Raw genomic sequence first — 18,116 nt, 5'->3', positions numbered from 1 at the left:
TTTCAGAATATACATAATGAGGTGGGAGTATGGAAAGAACATTTATTATGGTTAAACCAGACGGTGTGCAACGAAATGTCATTGGTAACATCGTTTCCAGATTTGAACAGAAAGGCTTCAAACTATCCGGTGGAAAACTTATGCAAATCTCAAAAGATTTAGCAAAAACTCACTATGGAGAGCATAAGGAACGTCCTTTCTTCGGAGAACTAGTAGAGTTTATTACATCTGGACCAGTTTTTGCTATGGTGTGGGAGGGAGAAAACGTTATTAAAACTGCCCGTCAAATGATGGGACAAACCAATCCTCAAGAGGCATTACCTGGTACGATTAGAGGAGACTTTGGTGTTACTGTAGGGAAAAATATCATTCATGGATCCGATTCCCCAGAGAGTGCAGATCGAGAAATAAATCTTTTCTTCTCTGAGAATGAATTAGTAAGTTATGAAAAGCAACAGGATGCTTGGATTTATTAATTAGAGTATAAGAGAATGTCCTTTGACATTCTCTCTTTTTTTTTGCATATACATGTTGCGAGGATGATGAACTAGCAAGAGAGGGGCTAATCTCCCATATATAAAGCACATATGTCATCAATGTAGTTGGACAGGTTTTGATACGATATATTTCATGGAGTGATGAAGAATCTAAGCAATCGATCCAGCGACTACCCCAACACGAAGTTTACTATGAAACATCGGCTTGACGATTAACGGATAATGCATGCTCGTGCAACTACGTATCTGCATCAACAGTGACGATATAATCCATAGCTTGCTATTTTTAATACGCGATTGAGTGCAGCGGATTTACCTCTATTCACTTTAGATTTAAGCACTTTAAGTTGTGAATATTCTCGTTCTAACTCGTGTAGAATCTTGCTAGTTTAAAATCGGTAAAACAATCATTAATGACAATGATTTCTAGATCCCCCTTATATTGGTTTGATAAAATCTTCTTGATTGTTTTTTCAAAATAATCTTCCTCGTTAAAAGCTGCAATTAGGATTGAAAGATTAGGGTGATGAGATAGATTAGGAACCTGTTTTCTTTTACTTAGGACTAATGTCATGACGAGAAAAACTTGACACATACCCTATGTTTCCACCACTTGCTTTAATTCGAGTAATCCTATATGATTTAGTAGAATATAAATGTTTAAGAATAGGAGAATAGGAGGGGAAATGGTATGGATACTTTTTTAATTTTGGTTAATATTGCAATTATGTTTGGTCTTATTGGTATTCTATTTTACATGCAAAAAAAGCACTTATCTTTCAGTAAGCGTGTATTTGCTGGTTTGGGGCTAGGGATTTTGCTCGGTGCATTTTTACAACTAGCATACAATCCAGATTCGGCTATTGTTAGTACAACTACGGAATGGTACAACATAGTAGGTAGAGGTTATGTAAGTTTACTTATGATGATCGTTATTCCATTAATCATGGTGTCGATTGTACAATCGATCATCAATTTAGAGAAATCTGCAGAGTTAGGGAAAATGGCTGCGTGGATCATTGGTATTCTTGTTGCAACAGCCATGGTTGCAGCAATTGTTGGTATTTCAGCAGCTTCAATCTTTAACTTGGATGCCAGTCAAATTGAGGCAGGCCAACCTGAAACAGACAGAGGTATTGCTTTAGAAGAACGATTGCCAACGGTGGAGGATATGTCAATTCCACAACAGATTTTGAGTTTTATTCCATCAAATCCATTCGCGGATATGACAGGTGCGCGTGCAACTTCCACGATTGCTGTCGTGATTTTCTCCCTCATTATCGGGGTGGCTGTCCTTGGAGTCCGAAGAAAGCAACCGGAAGAAGCTGCTCGATTTATTGATTGGGTGAATACCGTTTATGCCGTAGTGATGCGTATCGTTACGCTAATTCTTCGTTTAACACCATATGGTATTCTAGGATTAATGGCAGTTACAGTTGCAAGAACTGATGTTGCCGGAATTCTGGAACTTGGAAAGTTTGTTGGTGCATCGTATGTTGCACTATTAGCAATGTTTATTATTCACTTAATCGTTGTAGGATTGTTTGGATTGAATCCATTAACATTCCTTCGAAAAGTATTGCCAGTTCTTGGATTCGCCTTCACTTCTCGTTCGAGTGCAGGTACGATCCCACTTAACATTCAAGCACAAAAGAATAGTTTGGGTGTACACGAGGGGATTGCGAACATGTCTGCGTCATTCGGTGCTACGATTGGCCAGAATGGTTGTGCGGGGATTTATCCTGCGATGCTAGCAGTGATGATCGCACCTTCTCAAGGTATTGATCCACTTACACCTGGATTCATTGTGCAGTTAATCCTTATTATCGGAATTAGTTCATTTGGTGTTGCCGGTGTAGGTGGCGGTGCAACATTCGCCGCACTAATCGTTCTTTCTTCCATGAACCTACCAGTAGCATTAGCTGGTTTACTAATCTCGGTAGAACCACTTATTGACATGGGTCGTACAGCGCTAAACGTTAACGGAGCAATGTTATCCGGTACATTAACTTCTAGAATCTTGAAAAAACTAGACATCAAAACATACAATGACCATAACGCAATCGAAAAAGACGTAAGCATATAAATCAAATCATAGTGAAGCAGATAAAGAAACATGGGAACTGACCTCGTACACACGTGGACGGTTCTCATGTTTCTTTTTTGTAATTTTATGTAAACATTTGCAGCAACATGACGTGCTATCCTGTCTTTCCATTATGTGAAAAAAGTAACTGACACCAAATAGGGAATGTTCTGTTTTTTAAAAAATTTGGCCGATTCCATGGCGATTTCACCTTCTAACCTTGATGAACCTCTTCAAGATGCAAAAAAGGCTTAGTGTTTGATACTATGGTTAACGTCAAAGATGTTCGTAAAGTATCTCTGCAAAAGCATTAGAAGCTGGTGGGAAAAGATTTTTGCTTGCGTAATAATAGGAGTTGTCATGCTGTACGAATAGCAGGGAAGTTTGATCCTCATGTGTCCTGATATTAGTATTTCCGTATTGGTGTTATCTGGGAGATTTCATCTACCCTTTTTAAAATCTTCTTTTGGTCTATTAAAAGATACGGTAAAATAATAAGAGAAAGAGAGTTCATGAGATAGAGAGGGTACCCGATGGAGAATGATTATGGACAATTTATATTAAGTATTAAAAAGAAGACAGGAATTGATTTGTCGTTGTATAAAGAAGCACAAATGAAAAGAAGATTAACCTCTTTAAGGGACAAGAGAGGATTTTCGACTTTTTCACAATATGAAAAGGCCATTTCTGTAGACCATGGTCTACTGGCTGAATTTTTGGACAGGATGACAATAAATGTCTCTGAGTTTTTTAGAAATTATAAGAGGTGGGAGGTATTAGAAAAGAAAATCCTTCCTGATCTTCTTAGTCAGAAAAGTAGTTTTAAAGCATGGAGTGCGGCATGTTCGACAGGTGAGGAGCCTTATACCTTAGCTATGCTCTTAGATCGTTATCATTCATTAAATAAATCTACAATTGTGGCTACTGATATCGACTTGAAAATAATAGAGCGCGCCAAACTAGGTGTCTATCCAGAACGTAGTCTACAGGAAGTTCCGGATTTTTATCGAAAAAAATACTTCAATCAAGATGGGTCTTTTTTTCATATTTCTAATGCCATGAAAAGAGCTGTTTCCTTTGAGAAACATAACTTACTTGCTGATACATATGATCAATCATTTGACTTAATTATTTGCAGAAATGTCCTCATTTATTTTACCGAAGAAGCAAAGAATAAAATTTATCAAAACTTTTATCATGCATTAAGACCGGGTGGAATTCTATTTGTCGGCAGTACGGAGCAAATTTTTAACCCTCAGTCCTATGGTTTTGATATAGTAGATACATTCTTTTACAAAAAGCTGCCTTGAAGGAGTCAGCTTTTTTGTATACCCTTCATAATGAAATGTTAAAAATAAAAATAAATATGAAAGCCGACAAATGAAAAATGATATGGTATAGTAATACAAACTATTCAAACAATTCTATTAAAAGGAGCTGCAACGATGCGTTATTTAACTGCAGGAGAATCTCATGGGAAACAATTGACGACTATAATTGAGGGTGTTCCCTCCCATCTATCACTTTTACGTGAGGACATTAATGAATCACTTTTACGTAGGCAAAAAGGGTATGGTCGCGGGAGAAGAATGGAAATTGAAAAAGATTTAGTTGAAATTACAAGTGGGGTAAGACATGGATATACCCTTGGTTCTCCCATTACCCTTGTGGTACATAATGATGATTTTACCCATTGGAGAAACATTATGGGAGAAGACCCAATGGAAGAAGATGAAGAGGTTAAACGACAACTAAGTCGACCAAGACCAGGTCATGCGGATTTAAATGGGGCTATCAAATACGGGCATCGGGATTTAAGGAATGTTTTAGAACGGTCTTCGGCAAGGGAAACTGCTGCAAGAGTAGCTGCAGGGGCGGTTGCTAAAAAATTACTATCAGAACTTGGCGTGGATGTAATTGGATATGTAAAAAACATAGGAGGAATTGTGGCCGAAGATCAGAATCATCTCTCTTTTCAGGAAAGAAAGGATAGGTCAAATCAGTCTCCCGTAAGAACCCTAGATTTAGAAGTAGAACAAAAAATGATGGATGCCATTGATACTGCCAAAAAAGAAGGGGATTCTATTGGTGGGGTTTGCGAAGTATATGTGGAAGGAGTACCAGCTGGAATTGGATCCTATGTTCATTATGATCGTAAGTTAGACAGTCGTATAGCTGGTAGTGTAGTTAGCATAAATGCCTTTAAAGGTGTTGAGTTTGGTATTGGTTTCGAAGCGGCTAATATAAATGGAAGCCAGGTACATGATGAGATAGCGTGGGAGAAGGAAAAAGGATATTATCGAAAAACAAATCGCCTAGGTGGATTTGAAGGTGGAATGACCACTGGAATGCCAATTGTTGTTCGTGGAGTAATGAAGCCAATACCAACCCTATACAAACCTTTACAAAGTGTTGATATTGAAACAAAAGAGCCTTTTGAAGCTAGTATTGAGCGTTCAGACTCTTGTGCCGTTCCTGCTGCTGCTGTAGTGATGGAACATGTTGTTGCTTTCGAAATAGCAAAAGCAGTATTAGAGACCTTTCCTCATGATGAATTCACTCAGTTGAAAAAATCTATAGAAGAATATAGAGAGAGGATTAGACTTTTCTAATGGAAGAAATAAAGATTCAGACAAAGGAAAAGACATACCCAGTATATATAGGCCATGACATTCGATTTGAGATTCATAAGTTATTCAAGAAGAAGTATACGAAAATTTTTATAGTTACGGACCAGAAAGTCGCTAATTTATATTTAGAAGATATATTACACTCTACTGAAGGTAAGGTATATTCTTTTATCATTCCTGAAGGGGAAAAATCAAAATCCTTTGAACAGTTCCTTCAAACACAAACAAAAGTAATTGAAGCTGGGCTAGACCGTGAATCTGTTATTTTAGCCCTTGGGGGCGGAGTAGTGGGAGATTTAGCAGGATTTGTTGCTGCCACATATATGAGGGGGATTGACTATATTCAAGTTCCTACCACAATCCTTGCTCACGATAGTAGTGTAGGTGGGAAAGTGGCCATTAATCATCCATTAGGAAAAAATTTGATAGGCAACTTTTATCATCCCGAAATGGTTATCTATGACGTAAGCACATTATCTACTTTATCTGAAAAAGAGATTCGGTCTGGTTATGCGGAAATTATTAAACATGGGTTAATAGCTGACCAAGACTTTTATAATGAAGTTACTCAATCTCTTTCCACATTAACTCCCAGTCCATCCTCCTTAGTTTCGAGCTTAAAAAGGGGAATTCAGATTAAAGCAAGGATTGTGGAAGAGGATGTATTTGAAAAAGGAGTTCGAAGCTTTTTGAATTTGGGTCATACCTTGGGCCATGCTATAGAAGCCGAAATGGGGTATGGAAAGATAACTCACGGTGAGGCAGTTGCTATTGGAATTGATTTTGCATTGAAACTTAGTGCAAGGATTTTCAATACTTCTTTACCTATGGACTCTTATAAGGATTGGATGCAAAAACTTAACTATCCAACCATTTCAAAAAATCTTCAATCGGATTCTCTCCTACAAAAGATGAAAATGGATAAAAAAACGATTGGTGGAGAGATAAGGATGGTTTTATTAAAAAATATTGGGAATCCAGCATTACTTCCCGTGGATGAAAACCTGGTTAAAGAAGAATTAATTAATTTCACAAAAGGTTAGGTTATCTAAATTTGATTGGGTACCATACTGTTGGAGGGGATAAGGATTGATTAGGGGAGTAAGAGGTGCAACCACTGTACCAGAGAACAACCAAATAATGATAGAAGACTATACGGAAGAGCTACTTAGGGAAATGGTTCATTTCAATCAAATTGTTCCAGACCAAGTTGCCTCTGTCTTTATTTCTGTAACCAACGATATAAATGCAGGGTTTCCTGCAAAAGCATTGCGCAAATTGAAACGCTGGGAATTTGTTCCGGTAATGTGTATGCAGGAAATCCCAGTTCCAAATGGATTAGAAAAATGTATTAGAATTATGATGCATATTGAAACAGAAAGAGAACAACAGGAGATTGAACATATTTATTTACACGAAGCTGTTAAGCTGCGTCCAGACTTAGTAAAGCACAAACAGGAGGAAACGAAAGAATGAAAGCAAAACCAATCATGTCAAAGCTAAAACCATATCAACCTGGAAGAACTATGGAACAAGTTAAACAAAAATATGGTTTGGAAAAAGTAGTGAAACTTGCTTCCAATGAGAATCCATTTGGATGCTCTCCTCAAGTGAAAAATTCCCTTGTAAGAGAGTACGACAATCTTACACTTTATCCTGATGGATATGCTACAGAATTGAGAAATAAGGTAGCTTCTCATTTAGGGGTTGCCCCTGAAATGTTGATTTTTGGGAATGGTTCGGATGAAATAGTCCAAATTTTAAGTCGAGCCATTCTTGAAAAAGGTACAAATACTGTTATGGCAAGTCCAACTTTTTCCCAATATAAGCACAATGCTCTCATTGAGGGTGCTGAGATTAAGGAAGTGCCAGCTATAGATGGAAGTCATGACCTAGAGGGTATGTTACATGCAATCAATGATCAAACCCGTATTGTATGGTTATGTTCTCCAAATAATCCGACTGGGAAATATATTGCAAAAAATCAAATGGAAGACTTCTTAATGAGATGTCCTAAAAATGTCATTGTAGTAGTAGATGAGGCCTATTATGAGTATGTGACAGCTAATGATTATCCAGAATTAGTTCCTGAACTTAGTAAGCATCCAAACCTTGTTCTATTAAGAACTTTCTCGAAAGCATATGGTTTAGCTTCCTTAAGGGTTGGTTATGGTATTGCTTCTCAAGAAATTATTCAACTTATCGAACCAGCACGAGAACCTTTTAACACTTCAAGATTCGCTCAACAAGCCGCAACTGCAGCTATGGATGATCAAGAATTTATAAAGAAAACTGTTATCAAGAATAAAGAAGGACGATCTAAACTTATTCAGTTTTGTGAAGAACTCAACTTATCATATTATCCTTCTGAGGCAAACTTTTTAACCATCCATCTCCCATGCAGTGGAGATGAGATGTTTGAGTATTTAATGAAAAATGGGTATATTGTACGTTCAGGAGAAGCGTTGGGGGTTCCGAATTCTATAAGGGTCACCATTGGGACGGAAGAAGACTTGGATTCTATTTCGAAATTGATAGAGAAGAAGGTCAACGAGATTAGGAAAATGGAGAAAAATTCATGAAACAAAAGGTTTTTGTGATTGGTCTGGGCCTTATCGGGGGCTCAATTGCCAAGAACATTAAGGAAAATCATAAAGCGGAGGTGCTTGGTTACGATTCTAACCCTAATTCTGTAGAAAAGGCACTTTCCTCTCAAGTTATAGATCAAGGGATCACTTCTATAGGGGAAGGTGCGATATTATCAGATTTTATATTATTAGCAACCCCCATAGATATTACTCTGGTGCTGCTTGAGCAACTTTTTGGTTTAACTTACGATAAGCCAGTTATTATATCTGACGTTTGTTCAGTCAAAAATCAAATTGTAGAAAAAGTAAACCAATTGGATAATCCCAACATCCACTTTGTTGGAGGTCATCCAATGGCTGGTTCTCATAAAAAAGGAATTGAAGCTGCAAAGTCACATCTTTTTGAAAATGCATTTTATGTCTTATGTCCAACCCGTTCATGTAAAAAGGAGGACCTGTTGGCTTTAGAGGACTTGCTTTCAAGTACAAAAAGTCATTTTGTTGAGATTGAAGCCCCTGTTCATGACCAATTGACAGCGGTAATTTCTCACTTTCCGCATTTAATTGCTTCTTCTTTAGTTCACCAAGCGAAAAAGTGGAATGAACAGTTTCCATTTCTTAATGAATTAGCAGCTGGTGGTTTTCGGGATATCACTAGGATTGCAAGTAGTAACCCATCTATGTGGCAGTCAATATTCTCTTCAAATAAAGAATATATGTTGCCATTATTGGAAGATTGGATCCATGAAATGAAAGGTCTAAAGGATTGGATAGAATCGGAACAAAAGGGCTCGATGCTGAATTATTTGTCACAGGCTAAAGAGTTCAGAGATACTTTACCATCTAGAAAAGGTGCAATTCCATCTTTTTATGATCTCTATGTAGATATTCAAGACCAACCTGGCGCCCTCGCTAAAGTTACTAATTTATTAGCTAAACATGATATAAGTATTGTTAATATTCAAATTTTAGAAACAAGAGAAGGTTTAACAGGCGCATTAAGAATTAGCTTCCAAACAATGAAGGACAGATTATCTAGTCAGCAAATCCTTCAAGCTGATGGATATGAGACATCAATAGGTGAATGATAGGAGGGGTAGTTTTGGATAAAACATTAGAAGTATTTCAACAACCTGTTTATGGTGAAATCATCGTGCCAGGGGACAAATCCATGTCCCACCGTGCTGTTATTTTCGGTGCCCTTTCTAAAGGGAAAACACATATCACAAATTTACTTACAGGTGAAGACTGTCTTCGAACGGTTAAAGCCTTTCAAGCCCTTGGAGTTTCCATTGATGTAAATGATACTTCCTGCGAAATCGATAGTCAGGGACCAACTTCTTTTAAAGAGCCAACAGAACCTATTTATTTTGGGAATTCCGGGACTACAGCTCGTTTGTTAATTGGACTATTCTCCTCCATACCAGGACATTATGTAGTGTATGGGGATTATTCTCTTTCCAAAAGGCCTATGGATCGTGTCGTAAGCCCTTTAAAACAAATGGGGGCTAGTATTAATGGAAGATCTAATGGATCTAAACTCCCGATTGCAATTGAAGGAAAACAGTTAAAGGGAATGACTTATGAGTTGCCTGTACATAGTGCACAAGTAAAAACAGCCATTTTGCTTGCTGGTATGTTTTCTGATGGAACTACTACTGTTATTGAACCAGTTCCAACTAGAGATCACACGGAAAGAATGCTCCCTGCTTTTGGAGGGAAAATTGACATTAAAGATAATCAGATTTCAATAACGAATCAGCAATCATTGATGGGGACAAATGTTACTATACCTGGAGATATATCTTCAGCCGCATTCTTTATTGTAGCTTCAGCCATTATACCGGGTAGTGACATCACCATCCGTGATGTAGGTTTAAATCCAACCAGAACTGGAGTAATTGATATCCTCCTACAAATGGGAGCTGATATTACTGTGACTCCTACAAGAAATATTGGGGAAGAGCCAGTTGGTGATATTAGGGTGAAAGGTAGTCCTTTAAAAGGAACTGTTATTCAAGGAGATATTATCCCTAGACTTATTGATGAAATCCCAATATTAGCTTTAGCCGCAAGTCAGGCAGAGGGTCCAACCATTATTAAAGATGCAAAGGAACTTAGATATAAAGAAACAGATAGAATAGAAGCGGTTGCTACTACTTTACGAAAACTAGGAGTTAATGTCACTACATTCGATGATGGAATAAGTATAGAAGGAACAAGCAAACTTAGAGGGGGGGAATTTGAAACATATAGTGATCATCGTATAGGTATGATGGTTGCTATTGCTTCCCTGCTTACGAGTGAGCCTGTAACCCTTAAAGAAGTTGAGATGATTGATATTTCTTATCCGAATTTCTTCGAACACCTCGAACAACTAAAAAGGAAAGAAAAACATAAATAAGTATAAATCCGAATGAGCCTTCATACCTTGTACAAAGGCATCTGCTTACAAGGGATGGAGGCTTCATTATGTCAATGGAGTATTACGTAAAAAACGAAGGGAAAGATTCCATTTGTTTTGGAGTGAAAGAAGGGAAATTGCAGTGGCATATTTCCAATGAAATGATGAAAAGGATACCGTGTTCGCTTGATTCATTTTTGATGAAACCAGGAAAGGTCTACGTTGATGTGAAAGATTCTTTTTATCAGTGCACAGATATACCATCTTTAGCAAAAAAATTTCTATACTTGGGTTGTACTTTAGTAATTATTCTTTTGCCAACAACCTCCTTAAGACATTTAAAAGCCCAACTACCAAAATTTAGAGAGTCTCTGAAACATCTTCCTATCGATTATATGATTGCACCACACTTGTCATGCTCCCATCTAACACCTGAGATGGTTAGGTATGCAGGCTATCATAAACTCCCATTCATCAGTATCACAAAACCAATCAATAATCGTTATCCTGTCTGGGACTGGATCAAACAAGCCCAAGGATATTATTCCACTCCTATCGTCCCTCATTATGATCCTTTGGATACATCATTGATCCATGATATGAAAAAGCAAGGTATATACACACTTGATACACCTCTTCAGCAACTACCTTTAACGAAAGATTCATTGAAAAAAACAGGAATTTCACCTAAAAAAGGAGAATTATATAATAATAAAGACGCAGATTTCAACCTTTTTCTCGAGGAGGATGTGAATGGAAAGAATTTATCTGATTCATCAGACTACCATTCCGCAATCCCATCTGTTACTGTATTAAGGGGGAAAGTGATTAGGTCAGGTACAGAACTCTTAGATATACCAGGATTTGGGGAATACTATACAGGGACGAGTCCTAATCTCTTTCGATCATCGTAAAAAGTAGTCGAGGTGTGTACGTTATGAATAAGATAGAAGAAGCAATGAACTTAATGGAAATTGGACTTACGGAAAAGGCAATAAATGAATTGAAGTTATTTATTCCACATGCAAAAGATGAAGAAAAGTTTGAAGTTGGAACATTATTTCTGCAATGGGGCCTATTAAATGATGCCGAAGCTATTTTTCTTGATTTAAAGGAATTATATCCTGAGGAAAATGAATTGGACTTACTGCTTGCTGAAATTTATATCGAATGGGAAGAGGATGATCGGGCTTTAGATCGTCTCCATCATATTGATAAGGAGAATGACTTTTATATTCAAGCCCTATTACAAATGGCTGATTTATATCAGTCTCAAGGATTGTTTGAGGTTGCTGAACAAAAATTGCAAGAGGCTAAAAGGATAGCGCCTGAAGAACGATTGTTAGATTTTGCTTTAGGAGAATTAGCTTTTTCAAGTGGGGAGTATAAAAAAGCTATCTCGTATTATGAAAAGGTTGCAAACTCAAATTTGCATATTGAGGATGTAGATGTGACCCAACGATTAGCAGAGGCATATGCTATGACAGGATCCTTTGAAGAAGCTTTGGATTTCTTTGATAAAACAGAGCATGAAGAACCAGACACTTTGTTTCAATTTGGATTTACAGCATGGAAACAAGAGAATTTTGAACGAGCAATACAAATCTGGAAAAAGTTAATAAATGTTGATCCGGATTACCATTCTGTTTATCCTCTGCTTTCGGAGGCGTTAGAAGAAGAAGGTAGGATCGAAGAAGCTTATAATATTGCAAAAAAGGGTATAGAAAGAGATGAATATAATCAGCAATTGTTTTATCATACAGGGAAGCTGGCTTTTCGTTTAAACAAAGTAGAGGAAGCTATTCAATTTATAAGAGAGGCCATTGCCTTTGATCCAGGGTACAAAGAAGCTGTCATGTACTTGGTTGAATTGTTTAAACAGAATGATATGGATGATGAGTTAGTAGACCTAATTACCGATACCATTAAATTTGGGGAAGAAGATCCTCTTTATTTTTGGGAACGCGCAAGAGCTTATCAGAGACTTGAAGAATATTCTTATGCATTAAATGATTATACCGAAGCATATAATTCTTTAAAGGAAGATTTAGAATTTTTAAAGGAATATGGTTATTTCTTACTCGAGGAAGGAAAGTTAAATATGGCTTCTCAAATTTTACGCTCCTATCTAGAAAATGAACCTACAGATATGGAAGTTCATGAACTGGTTGAACGAATTTCGGGAGAAGTAAATTAACAAGCCTTTCTCTGTATAGGAGGGGTAATGATGAACATTCCTGTGTCTGTCGAAGATAAAAAAGAGTTTGTCAGGTGGTTTTTAAATAATTTCCAATTGAAACGCAGAGAGAGCGTTTGGATTCTCAATTATTTAATGAATCATGATTCGTTAATGAGACAGGTTCATTTTGTTGAGGAAGCAAGATTTTGTCCTAGGGGTATTGTTATCTCAACCCATTGTGTAGAGGACGTTCCTTTCCGTTTTTACAAGGATCAGATTATGACAACAGATGCAGAGAAGTCTTTTCATGACATTAGGCTAAACCGAGATGAACCCGTTTACATCCAGTTAAACTTTAAGGATTCAAATCGCTCTGCTCAATATGCTGCTGTGTTAGAGGAAAATCCTTTTATTCCAACGGATCTTTATATTACAGAAAAGGATCAACAAGTTGCCGAACAATTTTTAGAAGAAAGTATTAAGCTATATCAAGAAGAGAAATTGCTGCAAGCCATTGATAAAGCATTAGATGATGGGGATCAGGAAACTTTCCTGAAATTGTCTAGTCAGCTTAACAAGCAAAAACAGTCTACAAACTAAATTGTTTTATTCCGCATTAACGAACAGTAATACCCCCACCTCAATTCTTAAGAGAAACGAAAAGAGTAGGTGGGGGATAAACTGCCCGTAAATGTCCGATTGGTTTAACTAACAATCGGTGGGGGCTGAAGAAAACCCCCACTGATTGAAGTTTCACTTTATCAAGGGTGGTCTGCTTTTGGCAGACCTTTTTCTTTTGTGCAGAAAGGTACTTTTCATGTAGAATGGGGATATGGAAAAGGAAAGGACGAATGAAAATATGTTATATCAATCTCATGATTTGGAACAATATTATAGTGCAAAAGAATATATAGATACCTTATTAATCCCTTTGTTACCTATATCTATGAAAAATGAAAATGAGTCTAAAAAAACAGCTGATCAAAATGAATTACTAACCCTCTTTTCGAATGAAATCGAAAATCAATATAAAGGAAGATGTTTACTTACACCACCCTATACATATTTTACCGGGGATTTGTGGAATAATGAAAAAGAAAGGTTACTGATGTGGCAACAATCTTTTGCTCCATTACCCTTTAAATATTTTGTGTTTATTACATCGGATCATAGCTGGAAACTAGTTGAAAAGTTTATGGATGGTTATTTTGTATGGTTTCCTTCCATTCCAACTAAAGAACTGCAGGACCAAGAAGTTAAGAAAATCATTCAAACACAAGTGGATGAAGTATCACAATTCATGAAAATGATTTGGAAGTCTTAAAATTTGTCTAAATAATGATAATTTATTGACCGGATTATGACTTTACGCTATCATGATAATGTCCTAGTAATCATGTATAAATCTATTCTTAAACGAAAGATGAGATAGAGGGGGGAAAACAATGGCAGATAAAAAACAACAGGTATCCCGACGCCAGTTTTTAAACTACACACTAACAGGTGTGGGTGGTTTTATGGCAGCAGGAATGCTCGCACCTATGGTTCGATTTGCAATTGATCCTGTACTACAGCCTAAAAAGAAGGGTGAATTTATTTCAGTAGTAGAAGTGGAGAAGTTAACGAATGAACCTCAGCGTTTCGACTTTGAATTTGAACAAGAAGATGCATGGTATACTTCTACCGTTACAAAGTCAGCATGGGTGTATATTGATGAAAATGAAGATATTATTGCGATGTCGCCAGTATGTACTCATTTAGGTTGTACTGTAAGTTGGGAAGGGAACGAAGATTACCCTGATCAATTTTTCTGTCCATGTCATGGCGGTCGTTATGAGAAGGATGGAACAAACATTAAAGGTACACCACCTACTGAGCCACTTCATCGATATGAACATCAAGTCGATGATGGCATGCTATATCTAAGTACTAAAGCTAAGCCGAGAGGGGAGGCATAAATTGTGATTCAAAAATTATATAACTGGGTAGATGATCGTCTGGACATAGCACCTCTCTGGAGGGATATCGCAGACCATGAAGTACCAGAACATGTTAATCCAGCATATCACTTCTCTGCTTTCGTTTATTGTTTTGGAGGATTGACCTTTTTTGTAACTGTTATCCAAGTGTTATCAGGTATGTTTTTAACTATGTATTATACACCGGATATTGAAAGAGCATGGCAATCCGTCTTTTATTTGCAACAAGAAGTGGCTTATGGACAAATTGTTCGTGGAATGCATCACTGGGGGGCAAGCCTTGTCATCGTTATGATGTTCTTACATACATTAAGGGTTTTCTTCCAAGGTGCCTATAAAAAGCCCCGTGAGTTAAACTGGATTGTTGGTGTCCTTATCTTTTTTGTTATATTAGGTTTAGGATTTACCGGTTATCTATTACCTTGGGATAATAAGGCATATTTTGCTACACAAGTTGGTTTAGAAATTGCAGAACAAGTTCCGTTTATAGGAGAGCAAGTGAAAACATTACTTGCTGGGGACCCTGAAATTGTTGGTGCACAAACCCTCACTCGTTTCTTTGCCATCCATGTTTTCTTTTTACCGGCTGCCTTATTTGGACTCATGGCATTACACTTTGTTATGATTCGAAAACAAGGTATTTCCGGACCAATGTAAATAGGACAAAGAAAAAGGAGGGAACACTGTGCATAAAGGAAAAGGAATGAAGTTTGTCGGTGATTCCCGAGTCACCGCTGAACGTAAACCACATATACCGAAAGATTATTCAGAATATCCAGGAAAAACAGAAGCTTTTTGGCCTAACTTCTTATTGAAAGAATGGCTGATTGGTGCAGTTTTTTTGGTGGGATTTTTAACTTTAACTGCAGCTCACCCATCGCCGTTAGAGAAAGTTGCTGATCCAACAGATGGAAGCTATATCCCCCTTCCAGACTGGTATTTCTTATTTCTTTATCAATTATTGAAATACGAGTTTGCCGGTGGAGATTATATCCTAATTGGTGCTCTAGTTATACCAGGACTTGCTTTTGGAGCACTTCTATTAACTCCGTTTCTTGACAATGGTCCTGAGAGACGTCCTACAAGACGCCCTATTACAACTGGGCTCATGTTACTTGCTTTAGCCTCTGTTACATGGTTGACATATGAATCTGCTGCACATGTCGATTGGGAACAACGTGCAAAATCAGCTAAGATTGTCGAAGCGGTTGAAATTGATAAAGAAGATCCAGGTTATGCTGTTTATGAAAATAACTGTTTGATGTGCCATGGATCAGATCTACAAGGTGATTCTGCTCCACCTTTATTAGATATTGATTATACAGCAGAAGAGATTAAAGATATTGCTGTAAATGGTAAGGGAGCTATGCCTGCAGGAGTATTTAAAGGTACCGATGAAGAACTTGAGCAACTTGCAGAATTTATTGTTAAAATGAATGAGAAGTAATGATTTTAAGAAAGCTGACTAAAAAGTCAGCTTTCTTTTTGAATGGAGGAAAGCAAGTGATTTACTCAATATTAATGAATCGCTCGTTTCTATGGCTGTTGTGGATTACTAACCTTGTGGGGACTCTCTACGGCTACTATTGGTATATGGACCAATTAAAAAGAACCCCGATGGAATTTTTGTTATTTGTTCCAGATAGCCCAACTGCCAGTTTATTTTTTGTTTTCGTATTAACAGCCTTTTTATTAAAAAAACATTTCCCATATATGGAGGCCTTGGCTTTAGTGTCGTTATTAAAATATGGGATATGGGCCGTTGTCATGAATTTGCTGACGTTATTTGTTTCAGGTTCTTTGCATTGGACAGGGTATATGTTAATTGCTTCCCATGGAGCGATGGCTATTCAAGGTATCTTATATAGTCCGTATTATCGTATCAAGATAAGACACTTAGTAGTTGCTTCTTTATGGGTTTTACATAACGAAATCATAGACTATGTCTTTCATATGATGCCTGTCTATGGTTCACTCTCCCACTATATGGACGAAATTGGTTATTTTACATTCTGGTTAAGCGTGGCTTGTATCGCGCTTGCGTATGCACTTACTGTAAGGAAAACAATGATTCATCAATACAGATTTTTTCATTAGGCATAAACGCTCACTCTTTTGAATAAAATGTGATGAGAACAATAGAGGAGTGGGGAGCCTAATGAGGAAAAAAATTGTACTAGCCTATGTGATCATTACCAGTGTACTTCTTTTAGAAATACTGGTTCCGAACACTAACTCTAGGGTCAATGCCTTACATTCAAACGAATATGAGCATTTTGCGAATGAATTAGTTGAATATGTTGAAAATGGTGAATGGCAAAAAGCGGACAACCTTCTTTTGAATTTTCAAGATGAACTGCTAAAAGAAAGGGAAAAATCAAATGTAAGAAATACACTGTTATCAAATGTCATAGAATTACAACAAATCATTGACCAACCTGTTTATTCAAATCAAATAAAAAAGGATAAGGCTGTTAGAATTTCGTATTTGGTTCAAGCTATTGGGAAAAACTCGGAGGATTTTTGGCAGGTTAGAAAAAACATGTTTGAGCAAAAACTGATGAAGATTTCAGTATCAATCGATAAGAAAGATAAGAATTGGGGACGATTAAAAGGAGAACTTAAGCAGGAATATGAGAACTTATTTGCTGTATACGATGTGATGTACCCTGCAATTGAAAATCAACAAGAATGGGAAGATCTCCGTGAGTTAGTTGGACAAATCATAAATTCCAAAGAATTTGATGACAACACAGAAGAGGCGATTATGACGATGGAAGATAAATGGGCCATCGTTGCTCAATCTCCCCATCGACAGGCGGATGATTCTTTTTGGAGGTTATTATTAACTATAGGCAGTATTCTTACTGCAACATTAAGTTATGTGGCTTGGAGAAAATTTCTTGCGGAAAGCTGAGTTTGTTAGTTGACGATTACGTGTAATTTGACTAAAATTGACCTTAGTAATAAAGAAAATTACACCATGGAGGTAGTACGAACATGTCATTTGGGGCATATCTTATTTATGTAGCATTTTTAATGATTATACCAATTTGGGCTAATATGAGAGTGAGAAGCACCTATAAAACTTTTTCAAAGAAATATGTATCATCACATATGACTGGTGCACAAGTAGCTCGAAAAATTCTAGATGATAATGGACTTTACAATGTAAAAGTAGAGGAAGTCCGTGGCGTATTATCCGACCATTATGATCCAAGAACAAAGACCGTTCGATTGTCATCAGATAATTTTCATCAACCATCCATGGCTGGCGCAGCGGTTGCGGCTCATGAAGTAGGTCATGCTATTCAAGATGCTACTGATTATGCGTTTTTGAGATTTCGACATGCACTTGTTCCTGTAGCCAATTTAGGTACCAATCTCTCTTGGTTATTTATTCTTGGAGGAATGATTTTCTACGCTTCAAATTTGATCTTATTTGGAATTATCTTTATGGCAGCTGGTGTACTTTTTCAACTTATTACTTTGCCAGTTGAATTTGATGCATCCAATCGTGCCATGGGACAATTAGTTTCCTCTGGAATTATTAGAAATGACGAAGAAAGGGAAACCCGAAAAGTATTAAATGCTGCAGCTTGGACTTATGTTGCTGCTGCACTTGTAGCAGTATTAGAGTTAGCCCGTTTCATTTTTATCTTTATCGGTATGAACAATGATGATTAAACAAGCTCGCCTTAAGGCGAGCTTTTCTAGTTCGCCCGGCATGGGCGAACTCTAACAGGTGAAAGT

20 protein-coding genes are annotated in these 18,116 nt (G+C 37.1%); 19 read left to right on the top strand and 1 reads right to left on the bottom strand.

The features are described from left to right. Nucleotides 1-29: 29 nt before the first annotated feature. Nucleotides 30-476 (top strand): nucleoside-diphosphate kinase, encoded by a 447-nt coding sequence (gene ndk, locus RZN25_10645; protein MEQ6377280.1) that lies wholly within the window; start codon nucleotides 30-32, stop codon nucleotides 474-476. Between the two features lie 385 nt (nucleotides 477-861). Here ndk and RZN25_10640 read toward each other — a convergent pair whose 3' ends face one another. Continuing rightward, nucleotides 862-1,092 (bottom strand): glycosyltransferase, encoded by a 231-nt coding sequence (locus RZN25_10640; protein MEQ6377279.1) that lies wholly within the window; start codon nucleotides 1,090-1,092, stop codon nucleotides 862-864. 96 nt (nucleotides 1,093-1,188) lie between these two features. On the opposite strand from RZN25_10640, the gene RZN25_10635 reads away from it, so the two are divergent. The 18 genes from RZN25_10635 (at nucleotide 1,189) to RZN25_10550 (ending at nucleotide 18,050) form a co-directional block, all read left to right on the top strand. Then, entirely contained in the window at nucleotides 1,189-2,583 is a 1,395-nt protein-coding gene (locus RZN25_10635; protein ID MEQ6377278.1) for an L-cystine transporter, read from the top strand. 533 nt (nucleotides 2,584-3,116) lie between these two features. Beyond that, the gene (locus tag RZN25_10630; GenBank protein MEQ6377277.1) at nucleotides 3,117-3,893 is read left to right on the top strand and encodes a protein-glutamate O-methyltransferase CheR; all 777 of its coding nucleotides are present in this window, start codon (nucleotides 3,117-3,119) and stop codon (nucleotides 3,891-3,893) included. A gap of 135 nt (nucleotides 3,894-4,028) precedes the next feature. Next, nucleotides 4,029-5,195, top strand: a complete 1,167-nt coding sequence (gene aroC / locus RZN25_10625; GenBank protein ID MEQ6377276.1) for a chorismate synthase — start codon at nucleotides 4,029-4,031, stop codon at nucleotides 5,193-5,195. Next, nucleotides 5,195-6,256, top strand: coding sequence for a 3-dehydroquinate synthase (gene aroB / locus RZN25_10620; protein ID MEQ6377275.1), 1,062 nt, complete (start codon nucleotides 5,195-5,197; stop codon nucleotides 6,254-6,256). Before aroC ends, aroB begins: the two co-directional genes overlap by 1 nt. A gap of 46 nt (nucleotides 6,257-6,302) precedes the next feature. Beyond that, complete coding sequence (gene aroH, locus RZN25_10615; GenBank protein ID MEQ6377274.1) at nucleotides 6,303-6,689, top strand: chorismate mutase; 387 nt, start codon at nucleotides 6,303-6,305, stop codon at nucleotides 6,687-6,689. Continuing rightward, nucleotides 6,686-7,795 carry a histidinol-phosphate transaminase gene (gene hisC / locus RZN25_10610; protein MEQ6377273.1) on the top strand — a complete coding sequence of 370 codons (1,110 nt, stop codon included), beginning with the start codon at nucleotides 6,686-6,688 and terminating at the stop codon, nucleotides 7,793-7,795. Before aroH ends, hisC begins: the two co-directional genes overlap by 4 nt. Then, nucleotides 7,792-8,889 (top strand): prephenate dehydrogenase, encoded by a 1,098-nt coding sequence (locus RZN25_10605; GenBank protein ID MEQ6377272.1) that lies wholly within the window; start codon nucleotides 7,792-7,794, stop codon nucleotides 8,887-8,889. The genes hisC and RZN25_10605 overlap by 4 nt, the downstream gene beginning before the upstream one ends. A gap of 14 nt (nucleotides 8,890-8,903) precedes the next feature. After that, on the top strand, nucleotides 8,904-10,205 hold the full coding sequence (gene aroA / locus RZN25_10600; protein MEQ6377271.1) for a 3-phosphoshikimate 1-carboxyvinyltransferase: 1,302 nt from the start codon (nucleotides 8,904-8,906) through the stop codon (nucleotides 10,203-10,205). 68 nt (nucleotides 10,206-10,273) lie between these two features. After that, complete coding sequence (locus RZN25_10595; protein ID MEQ6377270.1) at nucleotides 10,274-11,119, top strand: hypothetical protein; 846 nt, start codon at nucleotides 10,274-10,276, stop codon at nucleotides 11,117-11,119. Nucleotides 11,120-11,142: 23 nt separating this feature from the next. Continuing rightward, a complete protein-coding gene (locus tag RZN25_10590; protein ID MEQ6377269.1) occupies nucleotides 11,143-12,402 on the top strand; it encodes a tetratricopeptide repeat protein in 1,260 nt (419 codons plus the stop codon). A gap of 30 nt (nucleotides 12,403-12,432) precedes the next feature. Next, the gene (locus RZN25_10585; GenBank protein ID MEQ6377268.1) at nucleotides 12,433-12,984 is read left to right on the top strand and encodes a ReoY family proteolytic degradation factor; all 552 of its coding nucleotides are present in this window, start codon (nucleotides 12,433-12,435) and stop codon (nucleotides 12,982-12,984) included. Between the two features lie 232 nt (nucleotides 12,985-13,216). After that, entirely contained in the window at nucleotides 13,217-13,708 is a 492-nt protein-coding gene (locus tag RZN25_10580; protein MEQ6377267.1) for a DUF2487 family protein, read from the top strand. Nucleotides 13,709-13,829: 121 nt separating this feature from the next. After that, on the top strand, nucleotides 13,830-14,342 hold the full coding sequence (locus RZN25_10575) for a ubiquinol-cytochrome c reductase iron-sulfur subunit (protein ID MEQ6377266.1): 513 nt from the start codon (nucleotides 13,830-13,832) through the stop codon (nucleotides 14,340-14,342). Between the two features lie 3 nt (nucleotides 14,343-14,345). Further along, nucleotides 14,346-15,020 (top strand): cytochrome b6, encoded by a 675-nt coding sequence (locus tag RZN25_10570; GenBank protein MEQ6377265.1) that lies wholly within the window; start codon nucleotides 14,346-14,348, stop codon nucleotides 15,018-15,020. Between the two features lie 28 nt (nucleotides 15,021-15,048). Beyond that, nucleotides 15,049-15,810 (top strand): c-type cytochrome, encoded by a 762-nt coding sequence (locus tag RZN25_10565; GenBank protein ID MEQ6377264.1) that lies wholly within the window; start codon nucleotides 15,049-15,051, stop codon nucleotides 15,808-15,810. Nucleotides 15,811-15,884: 74 nt separating this feature from the next. Next, nucleotides 15,885-16,460, top strand: coding sequence for a DUF1405 domain-containing protein (locus tag RZN25_10560; GenBank protein MEQ6377263.1), 576 nt, complete (start codon nucleotides 15,885-15,887; stop codon nucleotides 16,458-16,460). 61 nt (nucleotides 16,461-16,521) lie between these two features. Continuing rightward, entirely contained in the window at nucleotides 16,522-17,280 is a 759-nt protein-coding gene (locus RZN25_10555; GenBank protein ID MEQ6377262.1) for a sporulation protein YpjB, read from the top strand. 83 nt (nucleotides 17,281-17,363) lie between these two features. Further along, nucleotides 17,364-18,050 carry a zinc metallopeptidase gene (locus tag RZN25_10550; protein ID MEQ6377261.1) on the top strand — a complete coding sequence of 229 codons (687 nt, stop codon included), beginning with the start codon at nucleotides 17,364-17,366 and terminating at the stop codon, nucleotides 18,048-18,050. The last annotated feature ends 66 nt before the right edge of the window (nucleotides 18,051-18,116 follow it).

The organism is Bacillaceae bacterium S4-13-56 (genome assembly GCA_040191315.1).
GTDB lineage: Bacteria > Bacillota > Bacilli > Bacillales > JAWJLM01 > JAWJLM01.
The sequence above is the reverse complement of the archived record's forward strand: the minus strand, read 5'-3'. Positions and strand labels throughout refer to the sequence as shown.